Origin of the sequence: Marinobacterium rhizophilum (assembly GCF_024397915.1) — a bacterium.
Taxonomy (GTDB): Bacteria; Pseudomonadota; Gammaproteobacteria; order Pseudomonadales; family Balneatricaceae; genus Marinobacterium_A; species Marinobacterium_A rhizophilum_A.
The window spans coordinates 3174741-3187831 of the sequence record NZ_CP073347.1 but is presented as its reverse complement, the minus strand read 5'-3'; the positions used below and the strand labels follow the sequence as shown (position 1 = coordinate 3187831).

Annotated in this window: 15 protein-coding genes; 13 read left to right on the top strand and 2 right to left on the bottom strand. The window is 61.8% G+C overall.

What is annotated here, in order from left to right:
* Window positions 1–63: 63 nt before the first annotated feature.
* Both KDW95_RS14350 and ettA read right to left on the bottom strand, forming a co-directional pair.
* Window positions 64–432, bottom strand: coding sequence for a hypothetical protein (locus tag KDW95_RS14350; protein ID WP_255852505.1), 369 nt, complete (start codon window positions 430–432; stop codon window positions 64–66).
* Window positions 433–591: 159 nt separating this feature from the next.
* Window positions 592–2250, bottom strand: a complete 1659-nt coding sequence (ettA, locus tag KDW95_RS14345; protein ID WP_255852504.1) for an energy-dependent translational throttle protein EttA — start codon at window positions 2248–2250, stop codon at window positions 592–594.
* Window positions 2251–2582: 332 nt separating this feature from the next.
* Between ettA and glyA the strand changes: the two genes are divergently transcribed.
* The 13 genes from glyA to KDW95_RS14280 all read left to right on the top strand — a co-directional run bounded on the left by glyA (window position 2583) and on the right by KDW95_RS14280 (window position 12994).
* Window positions 2583–3839, top strand: a complete 1257-nt coding sequence (glyA, locus tag KDW95_RS14340) for a serine hydroxymethyltransferase (protein ID WP_255852503.1) — start codon at window positions 2583–2585, stop codon at window positions 3837–3839.
* Between the two features lie 221 nt (window positions 3840–4060).
* Window positions 4061–4537: a transcriptional regulator NrdR gene (nrdR, locus tag KDW95_RS14335; protein WP_255852502.1), complete on the top strand. Its 477-nt coding sequence runs from the start codon at window positions 4061–4063 to the stop codon at window positions 4535–4537.
* On the top strand, window positions 4534–5706 hold the full coding sequence (gene ribD / locus KDW95_RS14330; RefSeq protein ID WP_255852501.1) for a bifunctional diaminohydroxyphosphoribosylaminopyrimidine deaminase/5-amino-6-(5-phosphoribosylamino)uracil reductase RibD: 1173 nt from the start codon (window positions 4534–4536) through the stop codon (window positions 5704–5706). Before nrdR ends, ribD begins: the two co-directional genes overlap by 4 nt.
* Window positions 5706–6383 (top strand): riboflavin synthase, encoded by a 678-nt coding sequence (locus KDW95_RS14325; RefSeq protein ID WP_255852500.1) that lies wholly within the window; start codon window positions 5706–5708, stop codon window positions 6381–6383. The genes ribD and KDW95_RS14325 overlap by 1 nt, the downstream gene beginning before the upstream one ends.
* 24 nt (window positions 6384–6407) lie before the next feature.
* The gene (ribBA, locus tag KDW95_RS14320; protein WP_255852499.1) at window positions 6408–7523 is read left to right on the top strand and encodes a bifunctional 3,4-dihydroxy-2-butanone-4-phosphate synthase/GTP cyclohydrolase II; all 1116 of its coding nucleotides are present in this window, start codon (window positions 6408–6410) and stop codon (window positions 7521–7523) included.
* Window positions 7524–7536: 13 nt separating this feature from the next.
* On the top strand, window positions 7537–8010 hold the full coding sequence (gene ribH / locus KDW95_RS14315) for a 6,7-dimethyl-8-ribityllumazine synthase (protein ID WP_255852498.1): 474 nt from the start codon (window positions 7537–7539) through the stop codon (window positions 8008–8010).
* A 7-nt stretch (window positions 8011–8017) separates the two neighbouring features.
* Entirely contained in the window at window positions 8018–8494 is a 477-nt protein-coding gene (gene nusB / locus KDW95_RS14310; RefSeq protein WP_255852497.1) for a transcription antitermination factor NusB, read from the top strand.
* A gap of 11 nt (window positions 8495–8505) precedes the next feature.
* The gene (gene thiL, locus KDW95_RS14305; RefSeq protein ID WP_255852496.1) at window positions 8506–9498 is read left to right on the top strand and encodes a thiamine-phosphate kinase; all 993 of its coding nucleotides are present in this window, start codon (window positions 8506–8508) and stop codon (window positions 9496–9498) included.
* Between the two features lie 14 nt (window positions 9499–9512).
* Complete coding sequence (locus tag KDW95_RS14300) at window positions 9513–9980, top strand: phosphatidylglycerophosphatase A family protein (protein ID WP_255852495.1); 468 nt, start codon at window positions 9513–9515, stop codon at window positions 9978–9980.
* 75 nt (window positions 9981–10055) lie between these two features.
* Entirely contained in the window at window positions 10056–10394 is a 339-nt protein-coding gene (locus KDW95_RS14295) for a PBPRA1643 family SWIM/SEC-C metal-binding motif protein (protein ID WP_255852494.1), read from the top strand.
* 240 nt (window positions 10395–10634) lie between these two features.
* Entirely contained in the window at window positions 10635–10937 is a 303-nt protein-coding gene (locus KDW95_RS14290) for a PepSY domain-containing protein (RefSeq protein ID WP_255852493.1), read from the top strand.
* 15 nt (window positions 10938–10952) lie between these two features.
* Window positions 10953–11612: a response regulator transcription factor gene (locus KDW95_RS14285; RefSeq protein ID WP_255852492.1), complete on the top strand. Its 660-nt coding sequence runs from the start codon at window positions 10953–10955 to the stop codon at window positions 11610–11612.
* On the top strand, window positions 11609–12994 hold the full coding sequence (locus tag KDW95_RS14280) for an ATP-binding protein (protein WP_255852491.1): 1386 nt from the start codon (window positions 11609–11611) through the stop codon (window positions 12992–12994). Before KDW95_RS14285 ends, KDW95_RS14280 begins: the two co-directional genes overlap by 4 nt.
* Window positions 12995–13091: the final 97 nt, after the last annotated feature.

The following is a 13091-nucleotide window of genomic DNA, read 5'->3' as shown; positions in this document are numbered from 1 at the left end:
TGAGTCTGGGCCTTTAGCAGTGCAGCAGAGGCGCCCCGGCGCCTCCCGGTACTGTGGCATGTGTTAGTCGGGAACTAAAAGGGGAGCGGAGTCGTCGTCATCGGTATCGGCGAAGCCCGCACCAAGTCCCAGATCCCAGGATCCTGTGCCGTAGTTATACCCGGCGGTAACATCCACGTAGCTGCTGTCGAACAGATAGGCCGCGCCTATGCTGGGACGCCAGCTGCGACTCGAGAAAACGTAGTCCAGCCCCAGGGATGCGGCGCCTTCGTCCTCGTTGTCGCTGGAAAAAGCCTTGATTCCCAGCGCCAGTCCATTACCCCCGAACACGTAGGTGACGCCGGCACCGACGCCAATATCGGCCGAGGCTGCGCTGGACATGCCCGCAAATGCGAGCCCGAGGAACCACTGTTTCAACTTTGCTGCGGCCATGTGTTTATTATTTCCTGGGATGCTGATCGTCGGCTAAGGATAGCTCAAACTGACGGATGCAGCCGTTGCTCCAAACGATTGTGCGCCGCGCCGCCGCCAGCTTCATAAAAAAGCCACCGGCTCCGGGGAGGCGGTGGCTTTTCACAAAGCAGGCGCGTGTTAGTTCATGCGCTTGTACTTGATGCGCTCCGGCTGGTGTTCCTTGCCGTAGCGGCGTTTGTAGTCGTCCTGGTACTCGGTGTAGTTGCCTTCGAAGAACTCCACCTTGGACTCGCCTTCATACGCCAGCATGTGGGTACAGATACGGTCGAGGAACCAGCGGTCATGGGAAATCACGACCGCGCAGCCCGGGAAGCCCAGGATGGCTTCTTCCAGGGCACGCAGGGTTTCGATATCCAGGTCGTTGGTCGGCTCATCGAGCAGCAGCACGTTGCCGCCTTCTTTCAGCAGCTTGGCCATGTGCAGGCGGTTGCGCTCACCCCCGGACAGGTCTTTTACCAGCTTCTGCTGATCGCCGCCCTTGAAGTTGAAGCGGCCACAGTAGGCGCGTGACGGTGTCTGGTAGGTGCCAACGGTGATGATGTCCTGGCCGTCGGAAATCTCGGCAAACACGGTCTTGTTGCCATCCAGGTCCCGGTCCTGGTTGACGTACGCCAGCTTCACGGTGGAGCCCAGTTCGATTTCGCCGGAATCCGGTTTTTCGGCGCCGCTGATCATGCGGAACAGGGTGGACTTACCGGCGCCGTTGCCGCCGATGATGCCGACAATGGCACCTTGGGGAATCGAGAAACTCAGGTCGTCGATCAGTACCTTGTCGCCGTAGGCCTTGGAAATGTTGCGCGCTTCGATGACCTTGTCACCCAGGCGGGGGCCAGGCGGGATATAGATTTCCTGGGTTTCGTTGCGGGTCTGGAACTCGCGGGAGTTCATTTCCTCGAACTGCTTCAGGCGCGCCTTGGACTTGGCCTGGCGGCCTTTCTGACCCTGGCGCACCCACTCCAGCTCCGAAGATACGGCCTTGTGGTGTGCCGCTTCCTGCTTGGCTTCGGCTTCCAGGCGGCTTTCCTTCTGTTCCAGCCAGGAGGAGTAGTTGCCCTCGTAGGGAATGCCGCGTCCGCGGTCCAGTTCCAGAATCCAGCCGGCGGCGTTGTCGAGGAAGTAGCGGTCATGGGTGATGGCAACCACGGTGCCGGGGTATTCCTGCAGGAAGCGTTCGATCCAGGCCACGGACTCGGCGTCCAGATGGTTGGTCGGCTCGTCCAGCAGCAGCATGTCGGGCTTGTCGAGCAGCAGGCGGCACAGCGCCACACGGCGGCGCTCACCCCCGGACAGGTGTTTGACTTCGGCATCCCAGGCCGGCAGACGCAGGGCGTCGGCGGCACGTTCCAGGGCGTTTTCCAGGTTGTGTCCGTCCTTGGCCTGGATCAGGTTTTCGAACTCGGCCTGGCGCTTGGCCAGTTCATCGAAGTCGGCATCCGGTTCGGCGTAGGCGGCATAGACGGCGTCCAGGCCCGCCAGGGCGGCCTTTACATCGGCCACGGATTCCTCAACGATCTCGCGCACGGTCTTGGTGTCGTCAAGCTCCGGCTCCTGCGGCAGGTAGCCGATATTGAGGTCGGCCATCGGGCGGGCTTCGCCGATATATTCCTTGTCAACGCCGGCCATGATGCGCAGCAGGGTCGACTTGCCCGAACCGTTGAGTCCCAGAACGCCGATCTTGGCGCCGGGGAAGAAGGACAAGGAAATATTCTTGAGGATTTCACGCTTCGGCGGCACGACCTTGCCGAGGCGATCCATCGAAAACACATATTGAGCCATGGGATCGGAACCTGTCTTTTGTAAGGGTCATGGATGGGGGAGATTTTAGCCGATTGGGGTAATCGAAAGCTAACCCGATGTGGCTCTGTCTGTGGCCCGGCATCGAAGCCGCCGCCAATCCTCGCCAGCGTCAGTGGCGGGCTGCGGTTGTTGCATGAAAGCCACTCCGGTTGCGGTGATCCAGTTTCAAGTGCGCAGTTGCCGGAGTTTCGACTATAATGGCGCCCTTTTCCGCGGTGCTGTAGCGACTCCGGGTCTGGGGCCTGATGGCTTCGGGGTATATTGGGGTTGTGGTGCGGCACTGAACAGCCTTTGCACTATTGGGGACAGCTATGTTTAGCAAAGAGATGACCATCGCCGCATTTGATTCGGATCTCTGGTCTGCCATCCAGGCGGAAGAGCGCCGTCAGGAAGAGCATATCGAACTGATCGCCTCCGAGAACTACACCAGCCCGCGTGTTATGGAAGCCCAGGGCTCCGGTCTGACCAACAAGTACGCCGAAGGCTATCCGGCCAAGCGTTACTACGGTGGCTGCGAGTACGTCGATATCGTTGAAACCCTGGCGATCGACCGTGCCAAGTCCCTGTTCGGTGCTACCTATGCCAACGTGCAGCCGCACTCCGGATCCCAGGCCAACGCCGCTGTCTTCATGGCGCTGTGCAAGCCCGGCGATACCATTCTGGGCATGAGCCTGGCGCACGGTGGTCACCTGACCCACGGCGCCTCGGTGTCCTTCTCCGGTCGCATCTACAACGCGGTGCAGTATGGCCTGAACGCCGAAACCGGTGAGATCGATTACGCCGAAGTTGAGCGTCTGGCGCTGGAGCACAAGCCGAAGATGATCGTGGCCGGTTTCTCCGCGTACTCCCGCGTGGTTGACTGGCAGCGCTTCCGCGATATCGCCGACAAGGTGGGTGCCTACCTGTTCGTCGACATGGCGCACATCGCAGGCCTGGTGGCGGCGGGCGTTTACCCCAGCCCGATCGAGATTGCCGATGTTGTTACCACCACAACCCACAAGACCCTGGGCGGCCCGCGCGGCGGCCTGATCCTGTCGGCCCGTGCCGATGAAGAGCTGCAGAAGAAACTCAATTTTGCAGTCTTCCCGGAATCCCAGGGCGGCCCGCTGATGCACGTGATTGCCGCCAAGGCCGTGTGCTTCAAGGAAGCCATGGAGCCGGAATGGAAAGCCTACCAGGCGCAGGTGGTGAAAAACGCCCAGGCCATGGTCAAGGTTTTCCTGGCCCGCGGTATCGATATCGTTTCCGGCGGTACCGATGATCACCTTTTCCTGGTTGACCTGATCAACAAAGACATCACCGGCAAGGATGCGGATGCGGCCCTGGGTCGTGCCAACATCACCGTTAACAAGAATGCGGTCCCCAATGATCCGCGTTCCCCCTTCGTGACCTCGGGGCTGCGTATTGGTACGCCTGCCGTGACACGCCGTGGTTTCAAGGAAGCGGAAGTGACCGATCTGGCCAACTGGATCTGCGATCTGCTGGACGATCTGGACAACGAAGAAACCAGCGCCCGTGTCAAGCAGCAGGTGCTGGATATCTGCGCACGTTTCCCGGTTTACAAGTAAACCGGGGCCGGTACCTGGCGCTGCGCTGATCGTGCGGCGGCGGGTACAAAACCCACAGCAGTTCGGGTAGAATCCGCAGGCGGCTTTTTAGCCGCCTTTTGTTGTATGGGTACCTGTAAAACAGGTGCATTACCCGATCCGTGCACCCTGCGCGGTAACATTTCACGGACGAGGCGCGGATCGCGCCTGTCTGCACGCTCTTTGAATGGCAGGATTGTTCTATGCATTGTCCATTTTGCGGCGCCAATGAAACCAAGGTGGTGGATTCGCGCCTGGTTGCCGAAGGGCAGCAAGTGCGACGCCGGCGAGAATGCATCAGCTGCCATGAGCGATTCACCTCCTACGAAGCCGCCGAGCTGCTGATGCCACGCCTGATCAAGGCCGACGGCATGCGTCAGCCCTTCGATGAAGAAAAACTGCGTGCCGGTGTGCAGCGCGCGCTGGAAAAACGCCCCGTCGGCGTTGAAGCCATCGAAGCGGCCATCAACCGAATCAAGCTGCGTCTGCGTGCCACGGGCGAACGCGAGGTCGCCTCGCGCCTGGTCGGCGAAACCGTGATGGCGGAGCTGCGCAAGCTCGACCAGGTCGCCTATGTGCGCTTTGCTTCCGTTTACCGCAGTTTCCAGGACATCAACGAGTTCAAGGAAGAAATCGATCGCCTGTCTTCCCAGGTGGATACCCAGGAGGGCCCGCCATGACCGACTGGAGTGCGCAGGACCATGCCTGGATGGCGCGGGCCATCAGGCTGGCGCGCGAAGGCCTGTTCAGTACCGACCCCAATCCGCGGGTGGGTTGCGTGCTGGTGCAGGGCGATGAACGGGTGGGCGAGGGCTATCATGTGCGCGCCGGTGAAGGCCATGCCGAGGTCAATGCGCTGCGCATGGCGGGCGAGCGGGCCCGGGGCTGTACCGCCTATGTGACGCTGGAGCCCTGCAGCCATCAGGGGCGCACCCCGCCCTGTGCCGATGCCCTGGTGCGCGCAGGCGTTACCCGGGTGGTGGCCGCGATGGTGGACCCCAACCCCCAGGTGGCGGGGCGTGGTCTGGAGCGCCTGCGCAGTGCCGGCATCCGTGCCGACAGCGGCTTGCTGGAAGCCGAGGCGCGGGCGCTTAATCCCGGCTTTATTCGTCGCATGGAAAGCGGTCGACCCTGGGTACGCCTCAAACTGGCCATGAGCCTGGATGGCCGTACGGCGATGGCCAGCGGCGAGTCGCAGTGGGTCACCGGCAGTGCCGCTCGCGCCGATGTGCAGCGCCTGCGTGCTCGCAGCTCGGCGATTCTCACCGGCGTCGATTCGATTCTGCTGGATGATTCCAGCCTCACGGTGCGTGGCGCCGAAGCGGGTTTCAGTACCGCGGAACAAGCCGCCGTTGGCGCGCGCCAGCCCCTGCGACTGGTGCTCGACAGCCAGCTGCGAACACCACCCGGTGCCCGCATACTGCAGCAGCCGGGCCGTACCCTGATTGTGACCTGTCTGAACGACAGTGCCGCCCAGGCGCCGCTGATCGAAGGCGGCGCGCAGCTGCTGTGCTTGCCTGGCATTGATGGCAGGGTGAACCTTGCAGCGCTGCTGGACTGGCTCGGCCGTGAGCAGTGCAACGAGCTGCTGGTGGAAACCGGCGCGACCCTGGCCGGCGCCCTGGTGGCGGCGCAGCTGGTGGACGAAATTGTCGTATACATGGCGCCCAAACTGCTGGGTTCGGCTGCGCGGCCCTTGCTGGAATTGCCGTTCGAACAGATGGCACAGCAGATTCCGCTGCAGGTCGAGGACATGCGTCAGCTTGGCGCGGATATTCGTTTCACCCTCAGGCCGCAGTATTCGCAACAGGCATCGCTGCAACAGCAGCCGACACAGGAGCCGCTCTGATGTTTACCGGCATTATCGAGGCGATCGGCCAGATTGCCGCCGTTGAAATGCGCCAGGGCGACATGCGCCTCTACGTGCAGACCCGAACGCTGGATCTGAGCGATGTAAGGCTTGGCGACAGCATTGCCACCAACGGTATCTGCCTGACTGCCGTGGCGCTTCCCGGGGACGGTTTCTGGGCTGACGTGTCCCGCGAAACCCTGGCCCACAGCCGCTTTGAAAGCCTGGCAATAGGGGAGAAGGTCAACCTGGAAAAGGCCATGATGCCCAGTGGTCGTCTCGGCGGTCATATCGTCACCGGCCATGTTGATGGCGTGGGCCAGGTTCTGGAACGCCGCGAAGATGCCCGCTCGATCCAGTACCGCGTGCGGGCACCCGGGGCGCTGGCGCGGTATATTGCCCCCAAGGGATCCATTACGGTGGATGGCGTCAGCCTCACAGTTAACGCCGTCGACGGTGCGGTCTTTGAATTGAACATCGTGCCCCATACCGCCGGCGAGGCCATTACGGGTACGTACCAGCCGGGCACAATGGTGCATCTGGAAGTGGATGTGCTGGCCCGTTACATGGAACGCCTGCTGCAGTTCGCACCCGCGCCGGGTGCGGACGGGCAAGACGCACAGCAAGACGGTCTGACGCTGGCCAAACTGGCCGAATACGGATACAGCCGGCGCTGAGGCGCCCAACACGAGAACATATCGATGCAGCTGAATACGACAGAAGAACTGATCGAGGACATTCGTCAGGGCAAGATGGTCGTCCTGATGGATGACGAAGACCGCGAGAACGAAGGTGATCTGGTTATCGCCGCCGAGATGGTGCGGGCCGAAGACATCAACTTCATGGCCACCCATGCCCGGGGCCTGATCTGCCTGACGCTGACCCGCAGCCGCTGTGAGCAGCTCAAGCTGCCGCTGATGGTACAGAGCAACGGTGCCCAGTTTTCCACCAACTTTACGCTTTCCATCGAGGCGGCCAGCGGTGTTACCACCGGCATTTCCGCCGCCGACCGTGCCCATACGGTGCGGGTGGCGGTGCGCGGCGATGCGGTGCCGGAAGATATTGTTCAGCCCGGTCATATATTCCCGCTGATGGCTCAGCCCGGTGGCGTGCTGAGCCGCGCAGGCCATACCGAGGCGGGCTGCGACCTGCCACGCCTGGCGGGGCTGTCGCCGGCGTCTGCCATCGTCGAGATCATGAATGAAGACGGCACCATGGCGCGCCGGCCCGATCTGGAAAAATTTGCCGAGAAACATGGCCTCAAGATCGGTACTATCGCCGACCTGATTCACTACCGCACGCTCAACGAGCACACGGTGGTGCGCGAAGACGCAGGCGTGCTGCCCACCGAATTTGGCGATTTCAATTTCGTGACCTACCGCGATGAAATCCAGAACTGTACGCACCTGGCCCTGACCCAGGGCGAGATCAGCGCCACGGAACCGACCCTGGTGCGGGTGCATATCCGTACCGAGGTGCTGCGCGATGTGGTCGGTGCCTGCCCGGGGGACACCGTGAAGTGGACCATGCGCCGTGCACTGCGCAAGGTCGCCGAAGAAGGCAAGGGCGTGGTGCTGCTGCTGGATGTGGGCAGCAAGATCAACCTGGGCACGGCACTGCAGCAGATGCTGCAGGGACCGAAGAAGTCCAAGGTCAATGTCAGCTCCTCCGGCGCCTACCTGACGGTGGGCACCGGCTCTCAGATACTGCGTGACCTGGGTGTGGGCAAGATGCGCCTGCTCAGCTCGCCGATGAAGTTCAATGCGATCTCCGGGTTTGATCTGGAAATCGAAGAATACATTCCATACGAAGACTAAGTGGGACTGGCAAATGTCTGTGAAAGTAATTGAAGGTGATTTTGTGAGCGGTGCGGGCAACTACGCCATCGTGGTGGGCCGTTTCAACGCATTTGTGGTGGAAAGCCTGCTCGAAGGAGCACTCGATACCCTGAAACGCCACGGCGTGCAGGAAGACAAGATTCGCGTCATCCGCGTGCCGGGTGCATTCGAAATCCCGCTGGCGGTACAGCGCGTCGCGGCGCAGAAAAAGGACGATGCCATCATCGCCCTGGGCGCCGTGATCCGTGGTGGTACGCCGCACTTTGAATATGTGTCCGCCGAAAGCTCCAAGGGCGTGGCCCAGGTCGCCATGGAATACAATGTCCCGGTCGCAAATGGCATTCTGACCGTCAACAGCATAGAGCAGGCGATCGAGCGCTCCGGCACCAAGGCCGGTAACAAGGGCGCGGAAGCGGCCCTGTCCGCGCTGGAAATGGTCAGCCTGCTGCGACAACTCGAGGTTTAAGCGCAACATGTCCGACGCTCCAGTTCCAGCGCCCAAGCGCAAAAAGGTCTCCATGACCGAGAAACGCCGCTCCGCCCGCAGCTTCGCACTGCAGGCGGTGTATCAGTGGCAGATTGCCGGTCAGCCGCTGACCGAGATCGACGCCCAGTTCCGTGTCGACAACGACATGAAAGACACCGACGTGCAGATGTTCTCCGAATTGCTGCACGGTGTGGCCAAGTCCAAGTCCGAGCTCGACAAGGCCTTCGAACCCTACCTGGATCGTGCCCTGCACGACCTGGATCCCATCGAGCTTGCCGTGCTGCGTATCGGCACCTACGAGCTGATGAAACGGATTGAAGTGCCGTACCGCGTGGCGATCAACGAAAGCGTCGAGCTGGCGAAGATTTTCGGTGCCACTGAAAGCCACAAGTACGTCAACGGTGTGCTCGACAAGCTGGCGCAGCGCGTGCGTTACGCTGAAATCCGCGCCCGCAAGGGCTGACGGACCGCGTCTTGGACGAGTTTGCACTCATACGGCACTACTTCAGTCGCCTGACCGATAACGACGCCAGTATTGTCGTGGGTATCGGTGACGACTGTGCCCAGTTGCGGGTGCCGCCGGGCATGGATCTGGTGCTCTCCATCGACACCCTGGTGGAAGGTACCCATTTTCTGCCGGGCACCGACCCCGGGCGGATCGCCAGCCGACTGATGGGGGCGGCGGTCAGCGACCTGGCCGCCATGGGGGCGGAACCGGCCTGGTTTACCCTGGCGCTGACGCTGCCGAGTGCCGATGAGCCCTGGCTGGCGGCCTTTGCCGAATCGCTGGGCGCCTGCGCGCGGCGCTTCGGTATTCGGCTGGTGGGCGGAGATACTACCCGCGGGCCGCTGACCCTGAGCGTGCAGGTGCAGGGGCTGGTGCCCGCAGGGCGCGGACTGCATCGCGGCGGTGCCGGCGTGGGCGATCTGGTCTGTGTGTCAGGCACCCTCGGCGACAGCCGCGCAGGGCTGGATATCCAGCTGCGCGCCGATATCCAGCCCGACCCTCTGCCGGCGACCAGCCAGCGACTGCTGCAGCGTTTCTTTGCACCGCAGCCGAGGCTTTCGACGGGCCTGCTGATCGCGGATTACGCCAGTAGCTGCATCGACATATCCGACGGTTTGCTGGCGGACCTGGGGCATATTCTCAGGGCTAGTGCCGTCGGTGCCCGTATCGAGCGGCACCAGCTGCCGTTGTCCGAGGCATTGCGTGCCTATACCGGTATCGAGCAGGCACGGGACTGGGCACTGTCTGGCGGTGAAGACTTCGAGTTGTGCTTCACGGTGCCCGCGGCTCGCTGGGAGACACTTGCCGCGCAGCTGCAGCACCATGATGTGCCGGTCAGCTGTGTCGGTGAAATCCTCCCCGCCAGCGCCGGCCTGCGGCTGGAAAACGACGGTGCCGCCGTCCAGACCCCGGGGCTCGATGCCGGCTACAACCATTTTGCGCCAGCCGGCGGCACCTGATTGAAGGAATACTGATGCAGCGTTTGGCCGTTTGGCGCAACCCGGTTCATTTTCTGGCCTTTGGCTTTGGCAGTGGCCTGGCCCCCAGGGCGCCCGGTACCTTTGGTACCCTGGCGGCGATACCGTTGTATCTGCTGATGACGCAGCTGCCCCTGTGGGGTTATGTGCTGGTGCTGCTGGTCTCGGCCGGCGCTGGCGTTTACCTCTGTGGTCGCACGGCGCGGGATATGGGCGTGCATGATCATCCCGGTATCGTCTGGGACGAGTTCGTCGGCTTCTGGATCACCATGCTGCTGGTGCCGGCGCACTGGTACTGGATACTGACGGGCTTTGTGCTTTTCCGACTCTTCGATATCTGGAAACCCTGGCCCATACGGGTGGTGGATCAACGGGTTGAGGGCGGTTTTGGCATCATGCTGGATGATGTACTGGCCGGGATTTACGCGCTGCTGGTACTGCAGCTGCTGGTGTACCTGTTTTAGCAGTCTGTCGGGTCTTGCTGATCGTTAGCGCTGTGCAATTTCGCAATTCAATTCATCCTGTACAGGTTCTGTTTTATGTCTGACAAGTTTTTCTTTAAAGGTCGCCAAACCCCCAAGCCCAAGCATTCAAGTTACGGTTTCAACACCAAGCGCGCCGCCAGGCCCGGGACTGACGAGGCCCCGCTGCTGCTGAGTGTGCAGAGCGAGGCCCGCAAAACCGAGGTTGAAGCCCTTCTGCTTGAGCATCAGCTGGTCGCAACCATTACCGTTGATGCCCAGGCCGATGAAAACATTACTGATATGCTGAGCATGATCAATACGCCGAAAACCGTGAGCCTGGAAGCCAGGCCCAATCGCAATGACCCCTGCTCGTGTGGTAGCGGCATCAAGTATAAAAAGTGCTGTGGTGCCTAACCTGTAGCACGGACCTGCATCAGGCTCCGTGCAGGTAACGCCGGGGGCGCAGGCAGGGTCGCCGGTGGAGTATTTTTGGTAACCTGGTTGTAGTACCGTCTGCTGGCTACAGTGCGCTGTAGCGACTGTACGCAAGGCCGGATTCAGTCTGGTTTCAGACAGCCGGCGTAGTCTGCATTCTGATCAGAATGGTCTGTTCTGCGCACTGGCGCCGGCAGCAGGCCGTTGACCGGAGGGCCCATGAAGAAACCTCAACGCCTGTTTTTTGCGGCACTGCTGCTGAGCACCACGCTCGGCGCCAGCACAGTTCTCCCCGTGCGGCTCGATGCCGAAGCCTGCCGCAAGCTGGTGGAGGCGGGTGAAATCCTGTCGATGATGGACCTGATGGCCCGGGTCGAAAAACAGTTCGGTGGCCAGCTGCTCGACAGCGTGCTGTTGCAGACCGACACTGTTTACATATACGAACTCGAAGTGGCCGGGCTTGATGGCGTGGTGCGCATGCTGCACATCAATGCCCGCTCCGGCGAACTGGTCGAATTCTGACGGAGGCTGTTGGCGATGCGTGTACTGCTGGTAGAGGATGACCCGGTACTGGGGCCCGACCTGAAACAGGAGCTGGCGCGCAGCGGTTATGCCGTGGACCTGGTCGATAACGGGGTGGATGCGGAAGCGGCCGGTTACGAGGATATCTATGATATCGCGGTGCTGGATCTCGGCCTGCCGGGACGCCCGGGGCTGGAAGTGCTGGATAACTGGCGCAAGCGCAAGAATGCGTTGCCGGTACTGATTCTCACTGCCCGTTCGGCCTGGCAGGAGCGGGTGGACGGTTTCGAGGCCGGTGCCGATGATTACCTGTGCAAGCCCTTTCATACCGAAGAGCTGCTGCTGCGCATGAGCGCACTGCTGCGCCGGGTGCACCAGCAGGCCGGTGCGGCCCTGGAGGTGGCCGGGCTGGTGCTGGATGAAAAGACCCAGTCCGTGGTGCCCGAAGGGCAGGCACCGGTCAGTCTCACCGGTACCGAGTACCGCCTGCTGCGCTATTTCATGCACAACCCCGCCAGGGTGCTGTCCAAGCTGCAGCTGGTGGAGCATCTGTACGATGACGCGGTCGAAAACGACAGTAACGTGATCGAGGCCTACATCAAGATGCTGCGCAAAAAGATCGGCCATGACCGCATCGAGACCCGGCGCGGCCAGGGTTACGTTTTCCGGCCGTGAAAGCCTCCATCCAGACCCGTCTCAATAGCGCTTTCGTGCTCATTACCCTGGCTCTGTGCCTGATTCTCTGGGTGTCCTACAGCTGGTTTCTGCGCCAGACCGCCTACGATTTCGTTAACGCCAGTCTGGGCAGTGAAGCCTATGTGCTGCTCAAGTCCGTGGAGATGGACGACAGCGGTGGCTGGCGCATCAATGCGCAGTATGTGGCGCCGGTGTATGAGCAGCCGATGTCGGGCCACTATTTCCAGTTCCAGGTGGGTGATGACCCCAAATGGCATTACTCGCGCTCACTCTGGGATGAGAGCATTCCGCTTGAAGGCGGTGAGGCGGTGGGCAACCAGGGGCTGCGGCTGCTGAACAAGCACGACAAGCCCTGGCTGGTGCGTGAAGAGGTTTTCACCAAGGATGGTCGCCAGCTGCGCCTGTTGCTGGCCTCGGATGTGAGTCATATCGAATCGGGTCTGACGCGCTTGCGCTGGGGCATGATGCTGGTGGTGGCGCTGTTTCTCGGTGGCATGCTGCTGGCGCAGATCCTGGTGGTGCGCGGCGGGCTGCGCTCCCTGGTGAGGGTGGGTGGCCAGCTGAACCAGTTGAAACAGGGCGAAATACGCCAGTTGCCCGAGGCCGATACCATCGAGGTGGAGCCGCTGGTCACCGAGATCAACTATCTGGTGCAGAGCATGGAAATGCGCCTGACCCGCTCGCGCAACGCCCTGGGTAACCTGGCCCATGCTGCCAAGACTCCGCTCACGGTGCTGGACCGCCAGATCGAGGCGCTGCAGCGTATCGCGCCGGAACAGGCCGAAGCCTTGCGAGAGCAGTCGCGGCATCTGCGCGAGCTGATGGAGCGGGAGCTGCGCCGCGCCCGCATCGCCGGCGCGGCACTGCCGGGGCAGCGGATCTATCTGCAGCAGGAACTCGACAAGCTGGTGCGTACCATGCATGCCGTACATCGCGACCGCAAGCTGCAGATTGATACCCGCATTTCGGCCACCAGCTATTTTCCCGGTGAACGGGATGACCTGGTCGAGCTGCTGGGCAACCTGCTCGACAATGCCTGCAAGTGGGCACAGAGCCGGGTGCAGGTCACGGGCATGATGGACGAGCATTGCCTGGACCTGCGCATCGCCGATGATGGCCCAGGCGTGGCGGCGGATCAGCGCGAACGCCTGCTGCAGCGGGGCGAACGGCTTGACGAGTCCCGTGCCGGCCATGGCCTTGGCATGAGCATCGTGACCGAAATTGTGCGCCAGTACGGCGGCGAACTGGATCTGCAGCGTGCGGAGCTGGGGGGGCTGGAGGTGCGGCTGTTACTGCCGCGTCGCCAGGGACTGGATCTGAGCACCAGCATGGGTCGGGACAGTGCGCCCAGCCCCTTGTAAAAGCCCTTGCCTGCCTCCATCTATGGGAAATCATCCAAACGTCGCCTGACGGGAAGGCTGCTGTTAAAATGTGCGCCTTCGTTCGCTGAGGATCGGG